The organism is Parvularcula sp. IMCC14364 (assembly GCF_030758415.1).
Lineage (GTDB): Bacteria > Pseudomonadota > Alphaproteobacteria > Caulobacterales > Parvularculaceae > Aquisalinus.
This window is the reverse complement of the sequence record NZ_CP132334.1, coordinates 140310-166440: the sequence shown is the minus strand read 5'-3', so window position 1 is coordinate 166440 and position 26131 is coordinate 140310. Positions and strand designations below refer to the sequence as shown.

Here is a 26131-nt window from a genome sequence, read left to right as displayed (position 1 = left end):
ATGCCCGCATTTTTCAGTAAGAGCGCGAAAAAACAGCCTCAATTTGCATCGAGACCGGCGGATACACGCTTTCGGACCTGCCTGACGAAAAATCCGAGCACCGGGATACGCGCATAGATGCGCTCGCCGGAATCCCAGTAATCAAGATGCGCGCTGACTTTTTCACCGTCACTGCGGATTTCACTGAGGCCGGTAATTGTTTCGCGCTCAGCGTCGGGTTTCATGCGGAAGTAGAAATGCCACTTTATCACGGCCGCATTTTCAGACCAGAATTCCTCTATGATCTCGAAGCTGACATCAGACAGAGTCTCATAGCTCTCTTCCATGATCGCCACAAAATGAGCCACCTGATGCACATCGTTGAAAGGATCACGGAAATGAATATCTTCCGTACAATACTCTTTCAGCTCCGAGATATTGTCTTCACCGCTACGGGCCAGAAAATCGATATAGTTGCGGATTGCCTGCACCATGGTTTATTTTTCTTCCTGAGCGTCTGATTTATCATCCGGGATCATATTTTTGGTCAACGCAAAAGCCAGGGGCGCAGGCAGCATCCTGATGAATTTGAAAATAATGCCCATCTGCCACGGAAACACGATTTCAAAACGGCGCGAGAGAAGGCCCTTGTAAAAAGCACGCGCTGCGTCTTCCGGCTCCATGATGAAGGGCATCGGAAAGTCATTCTTGTCTGTCAGAGGTGTACGCACAAAGCCGGGAGAAACCACCTGGATGCGGATATTGGCCAGATCAAATTCCGGCTTAAGAGCCTCTGCCATGTTGATCAGTCCGGCCTTCGTCATCCCATAAGCCGCGGATGTGGGCAGGCCACGATAGCCAGCCACAGAGGAGACTACCGCAATCTGGCCAGACTGTCGCTGATAGAAGCCCGGCAGTAACGCTTCTATACAATTTACCGTACCCATCAGGTTGATATCTGTCAGCTTGCGGAACACACGGGCGTCAAACTCATGGGCATTCATGGGTTGGTGCGTACCTGCATTCAGAACCGCAATTTCAATCGGACCAATGTCCTTTTCAATCCGGCGCACCGTTTCCTGAAGCTGTTCCAGCTCTGTAATATCGCAGGGACAGGCATGGATCTGACCTTTCCAGCTGGCAGATTCAGCTTCAAGTGCCTGCAGGTCATCGGTTGACCGGGCCGAGGCCGCCACCTGCCAGCCGTCCTGCGCCATGTGTTCAGCCAGAGAACGGCCAAGGCCATAACTTGCACCGGTGATCCAGACGATCCTGTTGGGATAATGCTTCATGGGCGTTCAGTTTCTCTCTTTTATATAAGCTCGCGACATCAGTAATTTGGCATGATCTCTCCCGGATTGAGAGCGATACAGCATAAAACGCTCCAATATATAGAGTGTTCATGGCAATTGTCCGGAAATTTGTCATTCGGTAACGGCCCCCATTGCCAAGGCGGGCAAAACGATTATCAACGGGGCATGTCAGATTTGAAAACCCATCTTGCCGCCCTTGATACTGCAACGGACCGGATGGTCGCCCGCACCATGGAATGGTGCGCCATCAACAGCGGCACCAATAATATCGACGGCATCCACAAGTCGGCGGCGCAGATTATGCCTGCTTTTGAAGCCATCGGGTTGACGTGTGAAGAGCAGGCACCTGCCCCGGTAACCCATGTGAGTGACAGCGGCGACGTGATCGAGATACCCCGCGCCGGTGCCTATGTGCTGAGCAACCGGCCACAGGCGAACCGGCGCATCCTCCTGACCGGCCACCTGGACACAGTATTCCCGAAAGACCACCATTTTCAGAAAATCGTCAATCGCGGTGACGGCACCCTGCACGGTCCCGGCTGCGCTGACATGAAAGGTGGCATCTGTGTGATGCTAGAAGCCATCACGGCTTTTGAGAAGACGCCGTATGCGGAGCATGTTGGCATTGATGTGATTTTCAATGCAGACGAAGAAACCGGCTCTCATGCGTCTGCCCATGTGCTGGCGGACAAGGCAAAATCTGCCGATATCGGGCTGGTGTTTGAACCCGCATTGCCGGACGGCACCCTGGCCGGCGCGCGGGCAGGCAGCGGACATTATACGTTTACAGTCAAGGGACTTGCCGCCCATGCGGGGCGGGAGTTTGACAAGGGGCGCAACGCCATCGTTGGGGCTGCCAATGTTATCGCCGCCGTGAACGCCCTGAACGGCCAACGTGAAAACACGACCATGAATATCGGCGTCATCAATGGCGGAGTTGCCACCAATGTGGTGCCAGACACCTGCGTTATCCGGATGAATGCGCGCGGCCGTTCTCCCGAAGATCTGCGTTGGGTGGATGAACAAATGCAACAGATTGTCTCTGGGCAAAATTTCGGCCCCGATATTGAGGTCAGCCTGCATGGCGGTATTCATCGCCCCGTCAAGACAAATACAGGTGGCACACTGGCCCTGTTTGAACTGGTCAAGGCTGCCGGTGCCGATCTCGGCCTGAACATTGGCTGGCAGGCAACCGGCGGATGTTGCGACGGCAACAATCTGGCAGATGCTGGTTTGCCCAATGTTGATACGCTTGGTGTGCGTGGCGGCCATATTCACTCGGACAAGGAATTTGCCGTGATTGAAAGTTTTACCGAACGGGCAAAACTTGCCTGCCTCGTGATGCTCATGCTGGCCTCCGGCGCCTGCCCCTGGCCTGAAAGACTGAAAGGAAACTAGATGATCCGGGTACGACCTGCACAGCAAAATGATCTGCCGGGGCTGATGGACCTGGCTGCCAAGGCCGGCCTTGGCATGACAACCATGCCGCATAATGAAAAGGCCATGAAGAAAAGGATTTACCTGTCGCAGGAGGCCTTTGCCCGACAGGAACAACCCGAGCAGAAGGAAACATTCTTTCTGGTGCTGGAATACGACAAGAAAATTATCGGCACCGGGTCTGTTTTCACGCGGCTGGGTGCGGACCGGCCGTTTTATTCCTACCGGATGTCGCATCTCGTCAATCAATCGCCTGAGCTGGATATTCGTCTGGAGACTGACTTACTTTATCTGGTGAATGACTATCACGATTTTACTGAAATCGGGACTTTGTTCGTTGATCCTGCGCATCGTGGAGGCGGCGTGGGTCGCCTGCTCTCTTTCAGCCGCTTCATGCTTTTTGCGGCCAACCCAAGCCGGTTCGGTGACAAGGTGATGGCGGAAATTCGCGGCTGGACGGACCGTGAGGACAGCTTTCCGTTCTGGGAGCAGGTGGCCAGCAAGTTTTTTGGCATGACATTTATTGAGGCCGACAAACGCAGCACCAGCGATTTCCGTTTCATCGCTGACCTGATGCCGAAATATCCAATCTACACGGAAATGTTGCCGCAGGAAGTCCGGGATATTCTTGGCAAGCCACATGACAATTCAAAACCTGCCATGGACCTGCTGCTTTCCCAGGGGTTTCGCTATAACAACCTGATTGATATTTTCGACGCTGGCCCCAGTATCGAAGCCGACATGAAGGATGTCAAAACCATCCAGGACGCCGGGCGCCGCAAGGCTGTCTCTGGTGGCGCTGTAACAGATGGACGCAAGGCGCTGGTCAGCACACTTGGCCTTAGCGGATTTTCCTGCATTCAGGTTGAAACAGCAACACCCGACAGTGAAGAAATTCCGCTGACAGACAAAATGATGCAGGAACTGGGTATTACGACTGGCGACGATGTTATGGTCTGCATGATGGAAGGAAAACAGGCATGACAACGGGCAATCTTTATATTGATGGCGCATGGCGCGAAGGCGCCGGGACAAGTCTGACCTCAATCGCGCCGGCCACCGGCGAGACATTGTGGACAGGCAACACCGCGAATGAGGCGGACACAAACGAAGCCATTGCAGCAGCGCGTCAGGCTTTCGCCTCATGGGGCAAAACGGCACTGGATGACAGGCTTGAGATCATTCGCCGTTTCACCGAACTTTTGAAAACCAACAAAGACACTATTGCCGCTGCCATTGCCCATGAGACCGGCAAGCCCCTCTGGGATGCAGCAACTGAAGCCGGGGCGATGGCAGGCAAGGCAGACATATCCCTCAAGGCCTATGAAGAGCGCACTGGCTACAAGGAAGCCGACGCTGCCGGTGCAACCATGCGGCTTACACATCGGCCACATGGTGTGATGGCGGTGATCGGGCCATTCAATTTTCCGGGGCACCTGCCCAACGGGCATATCATTCCAGCCCTGATCGCGGGCAACACGATTGTTTTCAAACCCAGTGAACTGACTCCCATGGTGGCTGAAGAAACGGTCAAACTCTGGGATGAAGCTGGGCTGCCAAAGGGCGTCCTGAATCTGATACAGGGCGGTCGCGCACCAGCAGAACAACTCGTCGCAGATGCGCGCATCAGCGGCGTTCTGTTTACAGGCGGGATCGAAGCGGGCCGCGCGATACACCGCGCCCTTGGTGGCAAACCGGACAAAATTCTAGCGCTGGAACTGGGCGGCAATAACCCGCTGATCGCCTGGGACATAGAGGACAAGACATCAGCTGCACGGATTATCCTGCGCTCTGTCTATATCACCAGCGGACAACGCTGCACCTGCGCCAAACGCCTGATCGTGCCGGAAGGTCCGGAAGGCGATTCCATCATCAAGGCACTGGATACTCTCCTTGACAAAGTGCGCGTGGACAAACCGGATGCAGACCCGGCGCCCTTCATGGGGCCGCTGGTTTCTGCCAGCGCGGCAAAAGATGTGCTGGACGCACAGGAAAAACTGCTTGCCGCCGGGGCGCAAGCCATTCGCCAGAGTGCACAACTGCCCCAGGGGGAGGCTTTCCTCAGCCCCGGGATTATAGATGTGACAAGCGTAACCGAGCGTGAGGACCGGGAGATTTTCGGACCATTACTGCAGGTCATCCGTGTCAGCACTTTTGAAAAAGCGCTCGAAGAAGCCAATGACACCAGCTTCGGCCTCGCGGCGGGGCTGGTTTCTGACAGCAAGGAACTGTTTGGCCAGTTTATCAGCGAGATCAATGCCGGCATCGTGAACTGGAACCGGCAGACGACCGGCGCATCATCTGCCGCCCCGTTTGGCGGTGTTGGCCTTTCGGGCAACCATCGCCCGGCTGGTTATTACGCGGCTGACTATACAGCATGGCCAATGGCAAGCCTGATTATGGAAGGCAAAGTCCATGATGAAGGCCCGATCCCCGGAGTAGATGCATGAACGAGCAAACCAGCGTCGCACACGAAGTAAATTTTGACGGCCTGGTTGGTCCGACCCATAATTATGGTGGCCTGTCCTATGGCAATCTGGCTTCCATGAATAATCTGGGAGATATCTCCAATCCGCGGGGTGCTGTGCTGCAAGGCATCCAAAAGATGCGCACCCTGCTGGATCTTGGCCTTGTACAAGGTGTGTTGCCGCCACATGAAAGACCTGCGATCAGTGCTCTGAGGAAATTTGGCTTCACCGGCAATGACAGGGATGTGGTTGACGCCGCTGGCAAGGCGGCCCCGCAACTCCTGATGAATTGCAGTTCAGCGTCTGCCATGTGGACGGCCAATGCTGCCACGGTATCGCCTTCCGCCGACACGCGCGATTGCAAGGTGCATTTCACGCCGGCCAATCTCGGCTCAATGTTTCATCGCTCCCTGGAGCCAGAATTTGCCGGCAGAACCCTTCAGGCGATTTTTAGCGATGAAGCGCATTTCGTTCATCATGCCCCCATTCCCTATGGCGGGCGCATGGGCGATGAAGGTGCCGCAAACCATGGCCGACTTTCTACGACCCATGGCGCACACGGGGTGGAGCTGTTTGTGTACGGCCATTCTGCTTTTGAAAAACAGTCCGCCGGGATGACGTTCCAGGCCCGTCAGGCTATAGAAGCCTCTCATGCTGTTGCGACCAATCACCAGCTGGACGGGCGCGCCATCGCCTTTATTCGCCAGAGCGCCGAGGCGATTAACGCCGGCGCATTTCATAATGACGTCGTTTCCGTGACCAATGGCACGGCCCTGTTTTATCACGAACAGGCTTTTGAGGATAAGACGCAGGCTCTGGAGGCCATTACCCGCGCCTGTGCTACCTTTGAATTTGACCCCGATTTCATTGAAGTGCCGGGGAACAGTGTTTCTCTGACCGCAGCCATCAAAACCTATCTCTTTAATTCACAGCTGGTCAGCCTGCCGCATGGGGGCATGGCGCTGATCCTGCCGAGCGAGTCAGAGGAAAATGACGCAACGCGCGACTTCGTTGCGGACGCAGTCGCGGGCAATGGCCCGATCATGCAGGCACACTATCTTGACCTGAAACAAAGCATGAAAAATGGAGGTGGCCCCGCCTGTCTGCGCTTGCGCGTCGTCCTGACGGCGGCGGAACAGGCCGCCCTTACCGGTAACTGTCTGATGACCCATGATCGCCTTGATGATCTGGAGGCATGGGCAAAGAAGCATTATCGCGACCGCATGAGGCCGGAAGACCTTATCGACCCAAACCTCTATCAGGAAAACTGCGCCGCGCTTGATCACCTGACACAACTGCTCGACCTTGGCAGCCTGTACGACTTCCAGCGCTGAGTTTTCAGCTGAAACAGAAATGGTATGTGTACCTATTGATCTTTGACTTGGAAATTGTAGAGCTCTTCAAAGATGATCTTCCTGTCGGCGTAGCGTATTCTGCCCTTGTAAATCGCATCTTTTATTTCAGGGATTAAGTCTGGAGAAACATATCCATATGGCTGCTCACCATTACGCCGCAGGCTTTCAGAAATAATATAGTCATCCAGTTCAAGAACTGTCCCACAATTCAGATAACTATCATGCTCAAGGAAGGAGTGGTCGGGCTCTTTTGGCAGTTTCACAGTAGGTCGGAAATTCGGTTTGGAGTTTATTCTCAGAAACAATCCTTCACGAATAGAAATAGCGACCACCATTTTCAGTTTCGGCGGGTCAATTGTCCCATCGTGTACCCAGATGACATCCAGCAGCTCCAACACAGTTATAACCTGACAAAATTGGACGTCTCTTGCAGCTCTTCGATGATTTCCTCACGATGAGGAACATCATCAATCATATCCTCGTAATTCATCATACCGAGCTTAGCCTTCTGCCAGTCTGGCCCGTGTGTCTGCGCCGTGCGTTTATCGAATGTGAGCGACTTTGATAATGCAAGGGCATCACGAACAATATCCGCCTCATCCTCCAGTAAACTATCAAGATCCACAGGTTCGTTGGCTGTCAGTGACAAAAAATATCGGTGTAACTGCCAAGGATAACTGTCTACAGAGAGTTCTGCGAGCCACATGGGCTCGCCCTTGAGCATTTCATATATTTCCAAAGGCACCGGTCCATATGTCATGGCCCTGTAAGAAGCCCCAAACACAGGCAACCCATGCCTCTTCAGGCTCTCTTTATCGGCGAAATAACAGGCTTTAAGAACAGTATGTAAATCAAGGGGCTGTTCTTGATTCAGCATCCAAGTAACTACGTTAAGCGCCTTCTCAGCGGCAAACCTGAATTTTATCGTGCTCATCTAGCACCTTTGTATCCAAAAACCTTTCATATAACAATTCCAGCAGAATCTATATGTATCGTTAAACTCTCAAGCCAGCACAAAAAGAACATAGAGAAAACATTGACAACAATCAACAAGCTGGCTATATTATACCCACCAGATGACGATACGAAAAAGAGCTCACGCACCTTACGGGAATTGTGATGAAAAAGTGCTTCGCTATGGCGAAAGACATGGTACTCATATCGGGGAGAGAGTTGAGTTTCACATTTCAAATCAGGAATTTAAGGGGAGAGAGTCACCATGGCGAAAGCATCGGACCTGTTTATCAAGGCGCTGGAAGAAGAAGGCGTTGAATATATCTTTGGCATCCCCGGTGAAGAGAATCTCGACTTCCTCGACAGCCTGTCCCGGTCCGACAAGATCAAGCTTGTTCTGACCCGACATGAACAGGCCGCCGGCTTTATGGCTTCCACCTATGGCCGCTTCACCGGCAAGACCGGCGTTTGCCTTTCCACACTCGGGCCGGGCGCGACAAACTTTGTCACTGCCGCAGCCTATGCCCAGCTTGGCGGAATGCCCATGATGATGATTACCGGGCAAAAACCGGTGAAGAAGTCCAAACAGGGACGCTTCCAGATTCTCGACGTGGTCGACATGATGGGTCCGATCACAAAATATACGCATCAGATTGTGGCCAGTGACAATATCCCGAGCCGGGTGCGCGAGGCATTTCGCATTGCAGAAGAAGAAAAGCCGGGCGCCGTGCATCTTGAACTGCCCGAGGATATTGCTGACGAGCATTCAGATGAAATTCCAATTCCGCGATCAAACTGTCGCCGGCCAATTCCGGAAGACAAGGCCGTCAAGGCAGCGATTGAAAAGATTGAAAGTGCCAAGTCCCCCATTCTCGTGATCGGCGCCGGCGCAAACCGCAAGGAAACAGGCAGGCAGCTTGCCCTGTTCGTACACGAATTTGGTATCCCTTTTGTCACGACACAACTGGGCAAGGGCGTGATCGACGAGAACCATGAACTGTTCATGGGCAACGCCGCACTCTCCACCGGCGACTTTGTTCACCGCTCCATTGAAGCTGCGGACCTTATTATCAATGTCGGCCATGACGTGATCGAGAAACCCCCCTTCTTCATGAAGCCGGGCGGTGCCGAGGTGTTGCATATTTCCTTCAACACAGCAGAGGTCGATCCGGTCTATTTCCCGCAAGTCGAGGTGATTGGCGATATTGCCAACGCAATCTGGCAAATCCGTCATGACATGCGCCCGAAAGCCCACTGGGATTTCTCACGCATGAAAGAAGTACAGCAGCATCATGACAAGCAGCTGATGGAAGGCGCAGATGATGAGCGCTTCCCGATTTACCCGCAGCGGCTCGTTGCAGATATCCGCAAGGCCATGCCGGACGACGGCATCATCTGCCTTGATAACGGCGTCTACAAGATATGGTTTGCCCGGAATTATCGCGCCAACAAACCCAATACCGTGCTGCTCGATAACGCCCTTGCGACGATGGGCGCTGGCCTGCCATCCGCGATGGCGGCAAGGCTTGTGCATCCGGGTCGCAAAATCATGGCCATCTGCGGCGATGGCGGCTTCATGATGAACTCGCAGGAGATGGAAACAGCGGTTCGCCTGAAAATGAACCTTGTCGTTCTAATCCTGAATGACAGTGCCTATGGCATGATCCGGTGGAAGCAGGCGAATATGGGCTTCGATGACTGGGGCCTTGAATATGGCAACCCGGATTTCGTGAAATATGCCGAAAGCTATGGCGCACACGGACATCGTGTTGAAAGCTCTGCAGGCCTGCCAGCCCTGCTTGAAACCTGTCTCAACACAGATGGTGTACACCTTATCGACTGCCCGGTTGATTATTCGGAGAATGATGAAATCCTGAATGAAAAAATCCGGGAAATGAGTGCGGCCATTTAGGGTTATTTCAGAATCAACCAGAACTTGATCGCTGGCAGACTGGACAAGCACCAGCGATTGCATAACAGACAAAAAACCGGAGGCGCGTGATGCCACAACTCAAGGACAGCTATCCCTATTATCTGGCCAATGAGGCCGTCTTTGCCAATCAGGACCTGAAGGTTACGGACAAATACACCAATGACGTGGCGACGCATGTGGCGCTCGCCGGTCCGGACGCGATTGATGCGGGGATTGCTGCGGCGGTTGAGGCAGCTGAACCAATGGCAGAGATGCCATCCTATGAAAAACAGGCCGTTCTGGAGCATTGCGTCAGTCGCTTTCGCGAACGCTATGATGAACTGGCCTATGCGCTGTGCGTGGAAGCTGGCAAACCCATCAAGGACAGTGAAGGCGAAGTGACGCGCCTGATCGATACATTTAAGATTGCCGCCGAAGAATCCACCAGAATGCATGGCGAATTGCAGGCGCTGGATATTTCACCTCGCGCCAAAGGGTATCGCGGCATGTGGAAACGTGTGCCGATTGGTCCGTGCTCGTTTATTTCGCCCTTCAATTTTCCATTGAACCTTGCTGCCCACAAAATTGCGCCGGCGCTGGCTGTCGGCTGTCCGTTTGTCATGAAACCAGCCTCGAAGACGCCGCTGGGGGCGATCATCATGGGCGAAATTCTTGCTGAAACAGACCTGCCCAAAGGCGCTTTTTCGATTCTGCCGTGCTCACGCGACGGGGCTGACCTGTTCACGGTGGATGACCGCCTGAAACTGTTGAGCTTCACCGGCTCACCTGATGTGGGCTGGGGTCTGAAAGCCCGCTGCGGGAAGAAGAAAGTTGTACTGGAGCTTGGCGGCAATGCAGCCGTTGTTGTTGATCGCGATACGGAGGACCTGGATGATGCCGTTGAACGGATCATCTTTGGCGCTTTCTACCAGTCCGGCCAGAGCTGCATCGGGGTACAGCGCATTATTATCCATGAAGATATTTACGATACGCTGAAAACAAAGCTGGTTGCCAGAGCCAAAACTCTGATCGCCGGCGACCCCAAGGATCACGATACATTCATTGGTCCGATGATTTCCGAAGGAGAGGCTTCAAGGCTCAAAGGCTGGATTGATGAAGCCGTTGATGCTGGTGCGCGCCTGCTTTGCGGCGGCGGCTTGAGTAACGGCAACATGCTGGAAGCGACGCTGCTCGAAAATGTGCCTGACACCGCCAATGCCAGAAACGAGGAAGCGTTTGGCCCCATGGCGATGCTGACCTCGTTCAGCACATGGGATGAAGCGCTGGATATGGTCAATGATTCAAAATTTGGCCTCCAGGCTGGCTTGTTCGCAAGGGATTTCTACAAGATTCAAAAAGCCTGGGACAAACTGGATGTCGGTGGAATCGTCGTTGGTGATGTACCGTCTTACCGCGTTGACAACATGCCGTATGGCGGCGTGAAAGATTCCGGATTAGGCCGTGAGGGGATCATTTTCGCCATGGAAGACATGACGGAAATCAGAAACCTCGTCATCAGGTCCCTGCCCTGATCAGGGCCTTCTTCCGGTATCCGACCACACGCACAAGTTGTTCTGGCAGGAAAAGTCACTGAAGTTCTTTTCCTCCTTATGTGCCAACACAAACTGGAATGGTTTTAATTCTGGAAAATGGATCGAAAAAAAGCTATCTTTTGATAGCTTGCGCTGCTGGCGACTGTTTGAAATTCTTTTTTGCCAAGGCGCATGCCTGCTGTTGAACCAGTTTGGAAGCGAGGGGCCATGACGACGAACCAGGAACAAGGCGAGAAAATATTCCAGCTCTGGCATGAATTGAAGAAGGCCGTTGACCTCGCGCGCGCTGCTGATCTTCCCGAAACAGAATCCCTTTTACGCATTACGGCGGACACGCTCGTCAAGAAATACGCGGCGCTTGGCCTGCCAATGGAGGCTGATTTACACAGCCTCGTCTGGGACGAAACGGAGTGGCCCGCCAAGACAGCAACATATATGGAACTCAAATCCATGCTGCTGCGCGCCCGCGAGCAGGAGGAAAAGACGCCCCCGGCGCCGGTCAGCAATATATCGAAAAAGAAAAAATCCGGCTGAGGCACAGGCCCATCCGCCTGGCCTTGACATTTCATCACGACTTTAGCTTGATATTATCCAGTTCAGCAGGCGTTTGTTCGACTCAAGTATGCGTAAACCGGAAACAGAAATCAGGAGCTCCCGACAGTCAAAGGGAATCACGATTGAACAACTTGCTGCCTGGACTGACATTCCAGTCCCTGAACTTGTGTTGATCGAAAACGGCTTCAGACAGGCACAGGCCAAACAGTTGTTCCTGCTGGCAACTATACTGAACATCCCTCATGAGACATTGAATGTCAGCCTGACGGCTGTGGAAGATGAACTGCAGGCACAACGAGAGACGCCAGAAAAGTCAGTTGAGACAAATGTGCCGGAGCGCACGATACTGATTATCGGCCCCTATTATCCTCATATGACGAAAGTAAATGTGTCCTTTGACAACACGCATCACAGATTGCGTGTTAAGACGTTCCCCTCAGCCAGCCAGTTATTCTTCTATTTTGGAGTCGGCGCTGCACACCCGCCAGAGTCAACCACAACACCAGCAATGATCATTCTGGATACGGATATCAATCAGGAATGCTATCAGGGTACAAGCAGGACCCTTCATTCTGTCAGCAGATTGAAAGATGTGCCTGTTTTCCTGAGTGGCCAGGAAGAACCGGCAGGCCTGAAGCAACTGTCAGAAAATACCAGCGTGTACGGGCATATCAAGCGGCCGGCAACACCAACGGCGTATAAAGCCCAGCTTCTCGGGCTGCTCGATAGCGTGGATCATCTGAATACATATTTATGAATTCAGGAATGACTCGCTTATCGAGCGCCGTTATTCGCCCCAAATTCAAATGCATAAATCTCGCGAATATCCCGCTTGCGATCACGCACTTCTTTCAACCAGCTTGGAATGATGGCACCAGCGCCACACAAAACACCAAGACAGAATATTCCGGCAATAAATGCTAAATCCAAGACCATACTAGCCTCCGCAACTTGTCATTTTGTGTAGCGCAGAAAACGGCCCCGCAATATCGCTAAATGGGGAGCAATGATGATGAACAATATCTTAAGATACCAATCATCCTGACCGACGCGTAATCCGCGCAACTTGCAACCTGCGATAAGTGCTCGTTAACCAAGTCTGCCATATTGTACTAAGATGACTGATTCCAAGACCCAGACACGCTCACTCCTCTATCTGGATGATGACCCCATGGCGATCCGGCAGATGCAGGGCTGGTTACAGCAACATGCCGCTCTGGTGCGTCCTGATTACTTTGGTGCGCCCAAACAGGCAATTGCTGCACATCGTGAGCGCGCGTATGATATCGTCATCAGTGATCTGCGCCTTGGCACCACAACCGGTCTTGAAGTGATCCGGGAGATGAAAACCTTTGCGCCCGATGCTGCCTATATTCTTGTCTCTGGTGATGCCGATCTGTCGGCCGCCCTGGCGGCCGTGAATGAAGTGCGTGCGCTGCGGTTCATGGTCAAGCCGTGCACGGCCCATGATGTGGAACAGAGCCTGCTGGCGGCGGGCAAACACCTTGATGAAGTCAGAAATCTCGGGGCCGTCAACCTCGCAACCCATGCATTGAATAAGGCCGGTCTGGCGATCGTCAGTTTCGACCTTTCTTTCAGGCTTGCCTATGCAAATGCGCAAGCTGAGGAACTGCTTGAATTCTGCGATGTTCTGGGGCTCTCACAAAGCAATCAACTGGTTTCGGCTGGTGGCTTGCCAACGCCAGAATTGCACAATCTGATTAAAGCCTCCTACCATTCCGACGAACGGCGTGGCCTTGCGATCGCCTGCGGTCATGCGGGTCAACCGGCATCAATCGTTATTTATCCCCTCAATGAGACGGACAGCGAAGAGACGCTCTGCACTTATGACATGCTGTTGATTGATGCTGCGACCTCCAAACAGATTGATCCACCGACTTTGTCACAGGCGCTCAATATTTCCCTGAGTGAAGCCAGAGTTGTTCAGCAACTGGCCTGTGGATTCGACCTTGAGGAAGCCGCTCGCAGCTGTAATCTGTCACTCAGCACGGTGCGCACATATCTCAAAAATGCCTACGCAAAAACCGGTGCCTCCAGACAATCAGAACTGGTCAGCCTGGCCTTGCGTACAGCAATTTAACCTTCTGTTAATAATCGTCTTTAGACAAATTTTCTTCAAAATACGGAAGTACTCCCCATATGGGGATACCGGAAAACCCGCAATTCCTGTATCTATGTTCTTGTAGACACTCCTCTATGACTAGACTGCGACTATCCGGAAGAACCTTTAAACTGCGTCCAAAGCCCTACTTCCGGATAGTCGCACTTTCTCCCCCAGAAAAACATCCGCATACAATTTCTTCAGAATATCTGACCTGAATGACATCTGTGCTGCGTTTATCCTCATATGGGGATATAGCCGGATCGCAATTCCCGATATTATTTTCCCGTAGATACTCCTCTATTAAACCCGGTAGCTATCTGGAGGATCTGGTCGCGTATAGTTGTGTGCTTCCAGATAGCTATACCTTTCCCAGGCATCAGCCACCTGCCACGTCCGGCAATATTATCTCGGAAAAAAACAGCTTCTCGACAACAGCATCCTCATATGGGGATATCGGCACAAGGCTTTTTGACTTAAATATACTGCATAGACACTCCTCTATGACTAGATTGCAACTATCCGGAAGACTTTAAACTGCGTCCAAAGCCCTCTTCCGGATGGTTGCACTTCTCCTCACCATTGATAATGACCACAGGCTTCCGCTAAAAGCGATTGCATGACAACAACGCCGCCCAAGCGCTCCCGCATCCCTCTTGAGAAATGTAACCTGGCCAAAGCTGTTGAGCAGATTGGCGATCGCTGGTCTTTGCTGATTCTGCGCTCTGCCTTTTATGGCCTGCGCCGTTTTGGCGACTTCCAGTCAGAGCTGGAGATACCGAGAACCGTTCTTTCCGGCAGGTTGAAACGCTTTGTCGAAAACGGATTGATGGAGACACGCCCCTATCGTGAGGCCGGTCAACGCCCAAGACCGGAATATTTCCTGACCCAGAAAGGCGCGGACCTGGCGATTGCCATGATCGCCCTTAATCAGTGGGGTGACAAGTGGCTGGGCGAAGACCGCCCTGCCCCCCTCGTGTTTGAACACAAGGAAAGCAACGCGCCGCTGATCGCAGCACTGACCGATGATCCGGCCTGCCGCATACCAATGTCTCAGGCGAAACGGAAAATCAGCCTCTGACGATGGCCCTCAGGCAGATCAGGCAGCGATATACTGACCACCATTAGCTGTCAGTACACTACCGGTAATGAACCCGCACTGCTCGCTAACCAGGAAGTTTACACAGTCCGCAATCTCCTCCGGTGTACCAAGACGGCCAACCGGAATTTGGCCGACAATGCTGTCCAGCACCTTGTCATCAAGTGCGTTGACCATATCCGTGCCAATATAACCGGGCGCTACTGCGTTGACAGTTATTCCCTTGCGGGCCGTCTCCTGCGCGAGCGCGCGCGTAAAGCCGATCAGCCCTGCCTTGGCAGCAGAGTAATTGGCCTGGCCGAACTGCCCCTTCTGACCATTGATGGAAGAGATATTGACGATCCGGCCAAAGCCCCGGTCGCGCATACCATTGATGACAGGACGGGTCATGTTGAAGGCACTGTCGAGATCAATCGACATCACCGTGCGCCAGTGATCAAGGCTCATTTTGTGAAAGGGTATATCGCGGGTCACGCCGGCATTATTGACCAGAATGTCAGTGGCACCATGCCTGGCTTCTATGTCCCCGATGGCTGTTTCGCAGATTGCATAATCTGCGACATCCCACTTGATGGCCGTGATGCCGGTTTCTTCCGTAAACTGTGCAGCAGCTTCTTCATTACCAGCATAATTGGCAACAACATTATAGCCTGCATTCTTAAGGCCTACACTGATGGCTTTGCCAATTCCGCGCGTGCCGCCCGTGACGAGTGCATTCTTGCTCATGATCCTTTTTCCTCCCTGTTGATGATTATCTTTTTTTAACGCTCAACACACATGGCGATACCCATGCCACCACCAATACACAAAGTAGCCAGTCCCTTCGAGACACCGCACCGCTTCATCTCATAAATCAGTGTGGTGAGGATGCGCGTGCCTGATGCCCCAATCGGGTGACCAATCGCGATAGCCCCGCCATTGACATTGACCTTCTCCGCATCCCAACCTAGCTCCTTACCAACAGAAAGAGCCTGTGCGGCAAAGGCCTCATTGGCTTCGATAAGGTCCACATCATCCAGTGACCATCCGGCCTTCTCAAGCGCCAGGCGCGATGCCGGGGCCGGACCGATCCCCATAATCGACGGATCCACACCGCAATGTGCCCACGAAACGATCCGGGCGAGCGGTTCAATACCGCGCGTCTCGGCATCCGCTGATGACATCAGCAGGGTCGCTGCCGCGCCATCATTGATGCCTGAAGCATTTGCCGCAGTGACAGTCCCGTCTTTAGTGAAGGCAGGGCGCAAACCGCCAAGACCATCAGCCGTCACGCCTTCACGAATAAATTCGTCTGTATCAAAAACAATTTCATTTTTGCGTTGCTTGACGGTGACCGGCACGATCTCGTCGGCAAATCGCCCATCCTTGCGGGCGGCTTCTGCCTTGTTCTGGCTCGCTGCTGCAAAGGCATCCTGGGCTTCACTGCTGATCTGATATTTCTCCGCGAGATTTTCGGCGGTCTGGCCCATGTGGTAATCGTTGAAAACGTCCCACAGACCGTCAACGATCATGGTATCGGCGAATCCGGCCGGGCCCATCTTGATGCCCGCGCGCAGATGTGCAGCATGTGGCGATTGCGACATGTTCTCCTGACCGCCAGCGATGACCACGGCAGCATCGCCGTTGCGAATGGACTGGGCACCGAGAGCAACGGCACGAAGACCAGAGCCGCAGACCTGATTGATGGTCATGGCCGGCACTTCCTTGGGCACGCCGGCATTCACGCTGGCCTGACGGGCGGTGTTCTGGCCAAGCCCGGCGGTCAGCACGTTCCCCATGATGACTTCACCCACCTGCCCGGCATCCACACCGGCGCGCTGCAATGCAGCTTCAATGACGATGCGACCCAGGTCGGGCGCCGAGACACTTGCCAGCGATCCATTGAATGAGCCAACTGCCGTTCTGGCGGCGGAAGCGATTACGACATCTGTCATGCGAAAACCTCTCTCGGAAAAAGTGTATCTGTTGGCGCTATTAACCCGATATGGAGGTCTCAAGGCAACATCTGGGTATAATTATTCCGACCCGACAGCCACAATATGTTGATGTCTTTCGGTCAGGCTGTTTGCGGCCCAAAAGGCATGTTGCATTGCAGCGCGTTTTCCCATCTAATTGATGTTATTCCAATTTTCACAGCACGGGACGCTTATGGCCAGCCACGAAAACCAGCAGAATGCCACCGCAGGCGATAAAGCTGATATTATCACGATCAAGAAATACGCGAACCGTCGGCTCTATAACACTGCGACCAGCTCCTATGTGACCCTGGAATATCTCTCCCAGATGGTCCGCAATAATGAGGAGTTCGTGGTCCGTGATGCCAAAACCGGCGATGACATTACCCGGTCGGTCCTCACGCAGATCATCTTTGAGGAAGAAAACAAGGGGCAGAATTTGCTGCCAGTGAACTTCCTGCGCCGACTGATCCGCTATTATGGCGACAGTCTCCAGTCATTCGTGCCGTCATATCTTGAGATGAGCATGGAGAGCTTCCAGAAAAACCAGGAGACAATCCGTCAATCCATGTCCGGCGCCTTTTCCGAAGCGCCTGGCTTCAAGATTTTCGAGGATGTGACACGGCAAAATATGGCCATGTTCGAACAGGGCATGAAAATGTTCGGGGTCAATGGCGGCAACACTGCCTTCAACAACCCTGCCTTTAACAACCCATGGGCAAGCATGATGAGCAATACCGACGCACCCGAGTCGCGTGATGCAGAAATACAGTCACTCAAGGATGAGATTGAGTCCCTGAAGTCACAACTGGCAGAAAAGAAATAAACAAGAGCGCCTGAACCAGGTCAGGCTTTGCGCAACGCACTGGCCTGCTCGGCTCTGTCGGCATTTTGCGACCATTCCGGCCTTTGCACCGGGCGTCCGATGTAAAAGCCCTGAAGATAGTCAACGCCCAGCCCTTTCAAGAGCATGGCATCTGCATCATTATCGACCCATTCCGCCACAGTTTTCATGCCGAAATTCCGTGCCAGATCAAGCAGGGTACGCACGAAAAGCTGGTTATCGCGAGACGAACAGACGCCCGTGACGAATGACCCGTCAATTTTCAGCACATCAATATCAAGTGCTTTCAAATTACGGAACGACGTATAGCCGGCACCAAAATCATCAAGGGCAAATTCACAACCCACTTTCTTGATTTCGGATACAAACTCGATTGACGCTTCTAGTGCATCCACCGCCTGCGTTTCCGTCAGTTCGACCGTGATACGATTGGAGACGTCGCGGTTTGCGCGCAAATGCGCCAGATAGCCTTCTGCCCAGACAGGATCTTTCACCGTTTCCCAGGAAACATTGACATTCAGCAGGATACGAGGGTCCTTGCGCAGGGCATAGGTTGCCAATTCCAGCGCCCGCCTGTCGAGCAGGTGAACAAGGCCAAGATGCTCTGCAATAGGAATAAATTTCGCAGGGGGCACTTCCTCGCCATTATGCATCATACGGATCAGGCACTCATATTTTGTGTGCTCTTCATTGATATCCGTAACGATCGGTTGATAGGCCAGTTCGATCCGGCGCTCATTCAACGCTGTCAGGATTATATCCGACATTTCCGAATTGCGCTTGCGCCGAGACACAGTGTCAGTTTTTTCTGAGAATGTGGACCAGCTTGATGAGCCGATCTGGCGGGCAGCATCAAGAGCCGCTTCCGCCTGGGCCATGGCCATTTCTGCGCTGGCAATTTCTTTGGTCAGCGGTGCAACACCGGCACACACAGAAATCGCCAATCCGCCTTTGGCGGTTTCATAAAGGTTTTCACGCACTGCAGCCAACAGCTTGTTACAGACAGAACGGATATCTTCAGCGTCAGTCTTATGCAGGATAATGCCGAACTTTGTGCCGGCAACCCGCCCCAGTGCATCGCTGTCATCAAGTGAATCGCGCAGACGATTGGATGTTTCAACAATCACTTCATCCGCGATATCGAAACCAAAATCACTGTTCACCGCACCAAGATTGTCTATCCCAACCATGATGTAGGCGCCGCCCTGTTCCATGCGCACATGCTGGTCGAGTAATTCTTTTGTCCGCTGACGATTTAACTGGCCCGTCAGCTCATCATATGTAACCAGCCATGAAAGGTGGTCTTCGCGTGATTTCTGTTCATGAATAGTGCGCAGGACACCGATCAACCGGCTGTGCCCGCCAAAATTCAGCCAACTGCCGCGCTCTTCAAACCAGCGCCATTCGCCGTCAACAGATTTGACGCGATATTCCACCGCATAACCCTGATCTGTGGTTTTGGCTTCCTGCACGGCCCGCTCCCGGACCATGACATCATCGGGCGCGATAAGACTGGACAGGCGTTCAAAATTTGCGAGGTCAAGATTTTTATCAACGCCCAGAAAACTCGCCAGTGTCTCCTGACCGGACCAGCTGAGGTCGTTTTTTACCGGATCAAACTCAAACATTGCCTGTCCGGCAACTTCAAGTGCCAGATTAAGCGTCTCATTTTTTTCAGCAATGCGGATATCAGTCATAAATCTACCAGCTTTGATTCAGGTCGTGAGACACAACCCACAATCTTCAACCCAAATTGTTAGCCTGCTAAAGTAAAGAATGATTGAATAAAACGCGCAGAGCAGATGTGACCGAGACGCTGCCCCCCTCACCAAATGGGGATAGCGCGACAAAATCCATAAAAAAGCCTCGCAGAACGCGAGGCTTTTTAATCAACATTAAACTGTCTGATTAACCAAGCGCACCCTGCGATACGCCGAAGTCACGCCGTGCCGTGACTGTTGTCACGATAAAGCCAGCCATGAAATCAAGGAAGGTCATTGTCAGGAAGATGAAGAAGATGGAATTGCCATATCCTTCAACAATGATGAACAGTAGAAGAGACACAATGAAGACAACCACGGAAAGTGCATGGTTGAGAATTGAGTCTGTGCCTGTCTGGGTTGCCCGCAGCAGTTCAACGAACAGGAGAGCCATGCTGCCCATGATGAAGGCATCGCCATAATTGACCGACCACTGGTCACCGGAAACCATCGGGATCGTCAGGATCGGGTTGTCAATCCATGTGCCGGGGACAACAAAATTCAGGATTGTATAAATTATCAGGCTCAGCGCCAGGAGCGGAAACATTTGAAACACGGGAACTTACCTTTCTCGTTCGAACGCCTTTCATAAATCATAAACCACAAAAGACCGCGCGACTAGAGTGTGGTTTGAATTAGGGTATAGCACCCCGAATTTTCAAAAAGCCGACACATTCTTACAACGCTGACTTGAGGGAAAAACCTCTACTGCACGAAAAAGAACACAAGAAGAACAAGATTGTGCCGTTGTCAGTTTGGCAGCAGGAACTTCCTGAGAGGTCAGGCGCGGCCATTGCGAGCGAGTTACAGCTCTTCGATAGAGCCGGGGTGGCGATGACGGCTTTTCAGCCACATGACGCCCATCAGGTCGCGAATGGCGACAGCGGCACGCTGGAAATTGGTGTATTTCGACTGTCCGTAAAGCCGTTCGCGCGCGGAGACCGGCAGAAATTCCACCTCATAGCCTTCGCGTTTCATCAATGCCGGCAAATAGCGGTGGATATGATCAAAATAGGGCAAGCGCAGAAACGCATCCCGGTAAAAGACCTTCAGGCCACAGCCTGTGTCATTTGCGTCATCTCCGAGCAGGTTTTTCCGGACGCCATTGGCGATGCGTGAGGCATACCGCTTGGCGGCTGTGTCCCGTCGCTTCTGGCGCTCACCCGCAACCATCATCAGGGAGGCTGGTGCACCGTCCCGCGTGAGAGCCGTATAAAGGGCTGGAATATCTGCCGGGTTATTCTGGCCATCGCCATCAAGCGTGCTGATGACCGGGCTGCGCGCGGCCATGATGCCCGTGCGCACGCCTCTGCTTTGCCCGGCATTTTGCCCATGTGAAAGGGGTCGCAATTCCGGAAAACGCTCCTTCAGGCCTGATAACACTGCCGCCGTTGTGTCAGTGGAGCAATCATTGACGGCAATAATTTCGAACAAAACCTTGCCGCGCAGGGCCGTCGCGATCTCCTCGATCAGGACACCGGCATTTTCTGCCTCGTTATACATGGGCACGACAACGCTCAGCGCCGGCCCCTCTTTTGGTGGGGCCTGAACGATATTGTACAGGGATGCCGGGACGCGATTGGTCATTCTTGTTGTTATGCCTTCACTGCGGGCGCGTAAACCGTAGCGCTCATAATCGGGTCAATTCCGCCTGTAAACTCTATTGTTGCCACAGAGTAACAGACATCCAAGAAGCCTTGTGGTTAGGTGCACCTGCCAGCTTCAGGTTATTTACACTCATGGCCCATGCAGCCGACATGCCAGCAGACGCCCAAACGGATGCACGCATTTCCAGAATGCTCGTGCTTGTCCTGTTTGCCGCGGTGGTTTCACTGGCCGGGACATTCTCCATCCCGCCAATAGACCGCGATGAAGCCCGCTTTGCGCAGGCCACAACCCAGATGCTGGAGACAGGTGACTACATCAATATCCGGTTCCAGGACGATGAACGCAACAAGAAGCCGGTGGGTATTTACTGGCTGCAGGCAGCGAGCGTCAGTCTGTTTTCGGATGTTGATGCCAGAGAAATCTGGGCTTACCGGCTGCCCTCCTTTCTGGCCGCTCTATTGTCCGCGTGGCTGGCCTATCTGATAGGGTGTCGTCTTTTCGAGGAAGAAACAGCTTTTTTTGGCACGCTTCTGCTTATCGCCGCGCCGTCCTTTAGTGGTGAGGCAACCATCGCCAAGACCGATGCAACCCTGCTGGCCACTGTTCTGGCCAGCCAACTGGCACTGGCCAGAATGTATCTGGACGGTTTTCTGGCTGGCAAGCGGCCGGGCCTTGCGACGATCCTTCTGTTCTGGGCCGCACTGGCCATCGGCATCCTGATCAAAGGGCCAATCACGCCGATGATTTCTGTCCTCACCGTTGCGGCGCTCTGCCTCTGGCATTTCCCAAAGTCGCCGGGTGACCTCAGCCGGATCTATAAATGGGCCCTGACATTCCGGCCGATCACCGGCCTGATCGTATTACTGATCATTGTCAGCCCATGGATGATTGCCATCGGCTTGGAAACGCAAGGGCGTTTCTTTGCTGAAGCACTGGGCACGGACATGCTTGGCAAGGTCGGGGAGGCACAGGAAAGTCATGCCGGGCCAATCGGGTATTACCTGATAGTGGTCTGGATCATGTTCTGGCCTGCAGCCCTGCTGTTGCCTGCGGGCCTGCGCCACGCATTGACGGATATCCGCCATGCAGGCGTTATTTTCTGCCTCGCCTGGCTGATCCCAACCTGGGCCGTTTTCGAGATCGCCTCCACAAAGCTTCCGCATTATACCCTGCCGGTCTATCCGGCGTTGGCTTTTCTGATTGCCCATTGCGTCACACGCCTGAGCCGGGAAGGCGTCAGCAGCACACTGCCAGTCAGCCGCCTGCTTGGCGCCGGGCTGTATCTGCTGGTGGCGGTTCTGGTCGCAGTCCTGTTCATCTATGCTGGCAACACCTACAGCACGAACGGGGCGGGGCTGCTGGAATATATATTTGCCGCAGTCACACTGGTCGGTGCCGTCTGGTGCGTTTTCCAGCTCTGGCGGCTGAAACTCAAAACAGCGCTGGTCTCCAGCAGCCTGCTCGGCGCACTGATGGCGTGGATGCTTTATGAGGGGATGCTGGCCCGGCTGGACGCCTTCCAGGTGTCGCCGCGACTTTCCGCCATGCTGGAAGAACAGCAACTCCATCCACTGCGCAGTGGCGCTGAGCCCGTTGCCCTGCTCGGTTATAATGAACCCTCAGCCATTTTCCTGTTAGGGACCAGTAACCGCATCAGCACTCCGCAAACAGCGGCAGACTGGCTGAAGGCTGCACCGGGCCGGCTTGCCGTTGTCGAAAGCCGACAGGAAGAAGCCTTTCTGTTCGCGCTTGGGGATACGCCGGTGAGAAAACAGGCACAACTTTCCGGTTACAACTATTCAAACGCAATAGATGTGGTACTAACCCTCTACGTTTCCTATTGAATTTCAACCAGCCCCGTTTCCGCATGTCACCATTCGCCCAGATCAAAGACCTTGCCAACAGCAATCCTGCCCGGCTGCTGATATATATCATCCTCGCCGTAACCATCCTGCGGATCATTTTCCTGTTCCTGAGTCAGATTGATCTGGGACCGGATGAAACCCAATACTGGTGGTGGGGGCAGTCATTCCAGTTCGGCTATTTCTCAAAACCACCGATGATCGGCTGGCTGATTGGTGTCAGCACGAGCCTGTTCGGGGATGCAGAATGGGCAGTCAGGCTGCTCTCGCCCGTCATCACCGGCATAACGACCTGGCTTGTATTTCTCATCAGCCGTCGACTTTATGACGAACAGGTCGGGTTCTGGGCGGCGATTGTGTGGACAACCCTGCCAGCCATTATTCTTTCCAACGCCATTCTGAGCACGGATATTCCCCTGCTGTTGTTCTGGTGTCTTGCTTTGCGCGCCTTTATCGGCCTGACTGAAGAGGACAATATCCGCTGGGCCATTCTGCTGGGGGTCAGCATCGGCCTGGGAATGCTCTCCAAATATGCGATGATCTATTTCCCGCTTTGCATGACTCTGGCATTCATCCTGTCCGCAGATGCCCGCAAGGCGTTCAGGCCGCTGCCGCTGGCCTTGGCTGGAATTATCGCCTTCCTGATATTCCTGCCCAACATCTTCTGGAATGCCGCCAATGATTTCCAGACCCTTGCCCATACCCAGGAAAATGCCAGCTGGGGCCGGGACATGTTCAACTTTGATGAATTCTTCGAGTTCTTTACAGCGCAGTTCGGCGTTGCCGGACCGATTATTTTCGGTGCCCTGATCTGGGGACTGATCACACCGGGCAAGCGTCTGCCAGACGACAATACTGTGCGCCACAAGGACCTGTTGCTGATCGCTTTTGCCTTGCCACCGATACTGGTGATCTGCCTGCAGGCTTTTCTGTCAAAGGCCAACGCGAACTGGGCAATGACATCCTATCCGGCGCTTGTCATGCTGGTCACGGCCTGGCTCCTGCGCGCAGGCAGCAAACGCTGGCTGCAGGCTTCTACTGCGCTGCATGTCCTGCTGGCCGTCATCTTCATGATCGCCTCTACCAACTTCGCCATTGTTGATGCGATCGGTCAGTCCAATTCTGTCAAGCGCGTCCGCGACTGGGATAAACAGGCCGCAGATATTGCGCGCTATGCTGAAAATTATGATGTGATCGTCGTGGATGATCGTGAGTTGATGGGGAACCTACTCTATTACATGCGGGATATCGGCAAACCGATTAAAGCCTGGGACATCAACCGGAAAGTCGAATATCACTATGAGGCTTTCGACAAGTTTGACCCGACACAATATGACAAGGCGCTGCTGGTAGCGAAATATCCTCAGTATCTTTATTCCTATGTTGAGTTTGAGAATATCATCGAAATTGGCGTCTCGGAACTGGACATGAAAGTCCGCTGCCCGCGTCGCTATGGGCTGTACGAACTGTCTGGCTATAATCCAGCGGTAGACGCCAGCGAGCGCACACCGCCCACAGCGATCAAGTTCACCAAGGATGACTGTCGCCCTTATTAGGTTTTCCCGGATGCAGTACCGCGCCAGCTGAGAGTCAGTGTGCGGTACAGATTTTAGTCGGGCTGGTTGATTGAGAGAAAGCTGGATCATCGCCTGCTCATGATGGGCAACTTGCTGTCTCTTGAGAGTATGGCGATTGCGAATAATCTGAGGTGGCGCATTGCGCCTGCGGCTTCATGCAACCTGCTTGCTGGCAGGCTAAAAAACTATTACACGGTTTTCTGTTGGCGGGGATGAAAAACTGCAATAATCAGGACTTCTCTCCTGTCCGTATCTACTTTGTAAGCAACGACATAATGATACCTGGACGACACAAGCCGACGCACGTCCGTGAGCCTCCGGCTGACCACACCTAGTTGTGGAAAGTCCGGCAAGTGGCTGATAGCTGTTTCAATATCCTGTATCACAGCCTTTGCGGCGGCCGGGTTGCGCTCTCGCAGATAAGTGCTAATTGCGATGAGATCTGAGAGAGCTTCCCTCGTGTACGTAATACTATATGTCATGTGCCGCGAAGAAGCTGTCTACCTCTTCGTGAGAGACGAACTGATTGTGGTTTTCCAACCGCTTCTTCAGTATATTGACTTCTTCTTCGCTGAAATCATCAGTATCGACGCGACTCGCAACATAAGTCTGCATTAATTCCGCCAACTCGGTCTGGTTCTCCGGCGAGAGGCATTCTCGAGCGAGGCTAACCGAATGATCGAATATCTTGTTCATAATCTGTTCATCGCACATGCGCCGTCGCATTTCAAGCTGACCATTACCCGTTGTTGGCTGTGACAACATTGTATAATGGCTATTGCTATCTGTACGCTACAGCTTGCTGTAACTGTTAACAGGTGGGTAAGTAACTATGCCAGTTCACAGTGCAATATTTTAACGCTAATGCAACCTCGCTTGCTGGTCACTTCGTGAGTTCTGCACGTTTCGGAGATGGATCCCGTATCTGCGCCGCGTCATCTCATGCCGCAGCGCATAACGGGAGGACGAATGGAAGGCAGGTTTTGCTGGCGGATAGGCTGCGCCTCATCGGTCTTTATTGCCGAATGCAATCAACCAAAGAGATGGTTGCCATAATACGAAGACTATCAATGTGAAACACGATTGCCAGACAGTTATCCCGGCCAAAAATCTGTCCTACTCCCCCTCTTCCTGCTTAACATAAATGCCCGTGAACCAGTCGTTCCAGACTTCCCCGTCGGCATCATATTGCTGGAAATACTGCCGCACGCTGCCATCTTCCTGTAGGGTCCAGGTCCCCCGGAAGGGGGCAGCGGTGCCATTGTGATAATTGATGTCACCCTCAAGCACCATTTCTCCGGCTTCATTCAACTGACCGGCATAATCGATCACCGCCCCTGACGAGACCCAGACCTGCCGGAACTGGCCCATACCGGGATCGTAAAAATTATAGCTTTGACCGGTGCCACCTTGCGTGTTGGTCCATTTCTCCAATATCAGACAGCCGCCCTCTTCCAGCGTAATACTGTTGCTGCCAGCGAGATTGCCGCTGGTGTCATAAACATCCCACTGGCCCAGCCAGAAATCGAACGCGCGATATTCCGCACTCTGGCATGGTGCAGGCGGCGGCGTGCCGGTGCTTTGCGCTATCACCACGCCAGTACCGCTGATGAATATTGCCGCTGTCAGGGCCAACTTTTTCAACATGGAAATCTCTCCATCCGTGAATTTCGAATTCTCTCGTAACAGCCTCCTATATTGACTGCCGGATGGCAAGCGCGACCACACTATTGACCTTTGTGCCTAACTGCGGAATGTGACTCCTTCAGTTTTGCACA

26 protein-coding genes are annotated in these 26131 nt (G+C 53.2%); 13 read left to right on the top strand and 13 right to left on the bottom strand.

Going from position 1 to position 26131, the window contains the following annotated elements; translation table 11 throughout:
* Positions 1 to 38 precede the first annotated feature (38 nt).
* Positions 39 to 473, bottom strand: a complete 435-nt coding sequence (locus RAL90_RS00775) for a nuclear transport factor 2 family protein (protein ID WP_306252630.1) — start codon at positions 471 to 473, stop codon at positions 39 to 41.
* Between the two features lie 3 nt (positions 474 to 476).
* Positions 477 to 1271: an SDR family oxidoreductase gene (locus RAL90_RS00770; RefSeq protein ID WP_306252629.1), complete on the bottom strand. Its 795-nt coding sequence runs from the start codon at positions 1269 to 1271 to the stop codon at positions 477 to 479.
* Between the two features lie 186 nt (positions 1272 to 1457).
* On the opposite strand from RAL90_RS00770, the gene RAL90_RS00765 reads away from it, so the two are divergent.
* From RAL90_RS00765 to astB, 4 genes are read left to right on the top strand one after another with little or no spacing between them, the layout of a single operon-like run.
* Entirely contained in the window at positions 1458 to 2690 is a 1233-nt protein-coding gene (locus RAL90_RS00765) for a hydrolase (RefSeq protein WP_306252628.1), read from the top strand.
* On the top strand, positions 2691 to 3713 hold the full coding sequence (locus RAL90_RS00760; protein WP_306252627.1) for an arginine N-succinyltransferase: 1023 nt from the start codon (positions 2691 to 2693) through the stop codon (positions 3711 to 3713). It abuts the gene before it with no gap.
* Positions 3710 to 5179, top strand: coding sequence for a succinylglutamate-semialdehyde dehydrogenase (gene astD, locus RAL90_RS00755; protein ID WP_306252626.1), 1470 nt, complete (start codon positions 3710 to 3712; stop codon positions 5177 to 5179). Before RAL90_RS00760 ends, astD begins: the two co-directional genes overlap by 4 nt.
* On the top strand, positions 5176 to 6531 hold the full coding sequence (astB, locus tag RAL90_RS00750) for an N-succinylarginine dihydrolase (RefSeq protein WP_306252625.1): 1356 nt from the start codon (positions 5176 to 5178) through the stop codon (positions 6529 to 6531). Before astD ends, astB begins: the two co-directional genes overlap by 4 nt.
* Positions 6532 to 6563: 32 nt before the next feature.
* Here the strand turns inward: astB and RAL90_RS00745 are convergent, their stop codons facing one another.
* Positions 6564 to 6950 (bottom strand): hypothetical protein, encoded by a 387-nt coding sequence (locus RAL90_RS00745; protein WP_306252624.1) that lies wholly within the window; start codon positions 6948 to 6950, stop codon positions 6564 to 6566.
* A 2-nt stretch (positions 6951 to 6952) separates the two neighbouring features.
* The gene (locus RAL90_RS00740; protein ID WP_306252623.1) at positions 6953 to 7486 is read right to left on the bottom strand and encodes a Panacea domain-containing protein; all 534 of its coding nucleotides are present in this window, start codon (positions 7484 to 7486) and stop codon (positions 6953 to 6955) included.
* Between the two features lie 285 nt (positions 7487 to 7771).
* Here RAL90_RS00740 and RAL90_RS00735 point away from each other — a divergent pair, with 285 nt between their 5' ends.
* The 4 genes from RAL90_RS00735 (at position 7772) to RAL90_RS00720 (ending at position 12283) form a co-directional block, all read left to right on the top strand.
* The gene (locus tag RAL90_RS00735) at positions 7772 to 9418 is read left to right on the top strand and encodes an acetolactate synthase large subunit (protein ID WP_306252622.1); all 1647 of its coding nucleotides are present in this window, start codon (positions 7772 to 7774) and stop codon (positions 9416 to 9418) included.
* Between the two features lie 89 nt (positions 9419 to 9507).
* Positions 9508 to 10950 (top strand): aldehyde dehydrogenase family protein, encoded by a 1443-nt coding sequence (locus RAL90_RS00730; protein ID WP_306252621.1) that lies wholly within the window; start codon positions 9508 to 9510, stop codon positions 10948 to 10950.
* 228 nt (positions 10951 to 11178) lie between these two features.
* Entirely contained in the window at positions 11179 to 11505 is a 327-nt protein-coding gene (locus tag RAL90_RS00725) for a hypothetical protein (protein WP_306252620.1), read from the top strand.
* Between the two features lie 88 nt (positions 11506 to 11593).
* Positions 11594 to 12283 carry a helix-turn-helix domain-containing protein gene (locus RAL90_RS00720; RefSeq protein ID WP_306252619.1) on the top strand — a complete coding sequence of 230 codons (690 nt, stop codon included), beginning with the start codon at positions 11594 to 11596 and terminating at the stop codon, positions 12281 to 12283.
* Positions 12284 to 12300: 17 nt separating this feature from the next.
* Here the strand turns inward: RAL90_RS00720 and RAL90_RS00715 are convergent, their stop codons facing one another.
* On the bottom strand, positions 12301 to 12462 hold the full coding sequence (locus RAL90_RS00715; RefSeq protein ID WP_306252618.1) for a hypothetical protein: 162 nt from the start codon (positions 12460 to 12462) through the stop codon (positions 12301 to 12303).
* A gap of 181 nt (positions 12463 to 12643) precedes the next feature.
* On the opposite strand from RAL90_RS00715, the gene RAL90_RS00710 reads away from it, so the two are divergent.
* Complete coding sequence (locus RAL90_RS00710) at positions 12644 to 13627, top strand: response regulator transcription factor (protein ID WP_306252617.1); 984 nt, start codon at positions 12644 to 12646, stop codon at positions 13625 to 13627.
* 640 nt (positions 13628 to 14267) lie between these two features.
* Positions 14268 to 14729, top strand: coding sequence for a helix-turn-helix domain-containing protein (locus RAL90_RS00705; RefSeq protein ID WP_306252616.1), 462 nt, complete (start codon positions 14268 to 14270; stop codon positions 14727 to 14729).
* Positions 14730 to 14747: 18 nt separating this feature from the next.
* Here RAL90_RS00705 and phbB read toward each other — a convergent pair whose 3' ends face one another.
* Together phbB and RAL90_RS00695 are read right to left on the bottom strand one after the other, a co-directional pair.
* A complete protein-coding gene (gene phbB / locus RAL90_RS00700; protein ID WP_306252615.1) occupies positions 14748 to 15473 on the bottom strand; it encodes an acetoacetyl-CoA reductase in 726 nt (241 codons plus the stop codon).
* Positions 15474 to 15508: 35 nt separating this feature from the next.
* A complete protein-coding gene (locus tag RAL90_RS00695) occupies positions 15509 to 16681 on the bottom strand; it encodes an acetyl-CoA C-acetyltransferase (RefSeq protein ID WP_306252614.1) in 1173 nt (390 codons plus the stop codon).
* Positions 16682 to 16895: 214 nt separating this feature from the next.
* Here RAL90_RS00695 and phaR point away from each other — a divergent pair, with 214 nt between their 5' ends.
* A complete protein-coding gene (gene phaR / locus RAL90_RS00690) occupies positions 16896 to 17528 on the top strand; it encodes a polyhydroxyalkanoate synthesis repressor PhaR (RefSeq protein WP_306252613.1) in 633 nt (210 codons plus the stop codon).
* Positions 17529 to 17548: 20 nt separating this feature from the next.
* Here phaR and RAL90_RS00685 read toward each other — a convergent pair whose 3' ends face one another.
* The 3 genes from RAL90_RS00685 to RAL90_RS00675 all read right to left on the bottom strand — a co-directional run bounded on the left by RAL90_RS00685 (position 17549) and on the right by RAL90_RS00675 (position 20893).
* Positions 17549 to 19243: an EAL domain-containing protein gene (locus RAL90_RS00685; protein WP_306252612.1), complete on the bottom strand. Its 1695-nt coding sequence runs from the start codon at positions 19241 to 19243 to the stop codon at positions 17549 to 17551.
* Positions 19244 to 19454: 211 nt separating this feature from the next.
* Positions 19455 to 19862 (bottom strand): hypothetical protein, encoded by a 408-nt coding sequence (locus RAL90_RS00680; RefSeq protein ID WP_306252611.1) that lies wholly within the window; start codon positions 19860 to 19862, stop codon positions 19455 to 19457.
* Between the two features lie 248 nt (positions 19863 to 20110).
* Positions 20111 to 20893, bottom strand: coding sequence for a glycosyltransferase family 2 protein (locus tag RAL90_RS00675; RefSeq protein WP_306252610.1), 783 nt, complete (start codon positions 20891 to 20893; stop codon positions 20111 to 20113).
* A 152-nt stretch (positions 20894 to 21045) separates the two neighbouring features.
* Here RAL90_RS00675 and RAL90_RS00670 point away from each other — a divergent pair, with 152 nt between their 5' ends.
* Both RAL90_RS00670 and RAL90_RS00665 read left to right on the top strand, forming a co-directional pair.
* Positions 21046 to 22758 (top strand): glycosyltransferase family 39 protein, encoded by a 1713-nt coding sequence (locus RAL90_RS00670; RefSeq protein WP_306252609.1) that lies wholly within the window; start codon positions 21046 to 21048, stop codon positions 22756 to 22758.
* A gap of 23 nt (positions 22759 to 22781) precedes the next feature.
* Positions 22782 to 24332: a glycosyltransferase family 39 protein gene (locus tag RAL90_RS00665; protein ID WP_306252608.1), complete on the top strand. Its 1551-nt coding sequence runs from the start codon at positions 22782 to 22784 to the stop codon at positions 24330 to 24332.
* Between the two features lie 209 nt (positions 24333 to 24541).
* Here RAL90_RS00665 and RAL90_RS16225 read toward each other — a convergent pair whose 3' ends face one another.
* The 3 genes from RAL90_RS16225 to RAL90_RS00655 all read right to left on the bottom strand — a co-directional run bounded on the left by RAL90_RS16225 (position 24542) and on the right by RAL90_RS00655 (position 26000).
* Complete coding sequence (locus tag RAL90_RS16225; RefSeq protein ID WP_372340392.1) at positions 24542 to 24835, bottom strand: type II toxin-antitoxin system RelE/ParE family toxin; 294 nt, start codon at positions 24833 to 24835, stop codon at positions 24542 to 24544.
* Positions 24825 to 25118, bottom strand: a complete 294-nt coding sequence (locus tag RAL90_RS00660; RefSeq protein WP_306252607.1) for a hypothetical protein — start codon at positions 25116 to 25118, stop codon at positions 24825 to 24827. The genes RAL90_RS16225 and RAL90_RS00660 overlap by 11 nt, the downstream gene beginning before the upstream one ends.
* A gap of 351 nt (positions 25119 to 25469) precedes the next feature.
* The gene (locus tag RAL90_RS00655; RefSeq protein WP_306252606.1) at positions 25470 to 26000 is read right to left on the bottom strand and encodes a hypothetical protein; all 531 of its coding nucleotides are present in this window, start codon (positions 25998 to 26000) and stop codon (positions 25470 to 25472) included.
* Positions 26001 to 26131 lie beyond the last annotated feature (131 nt).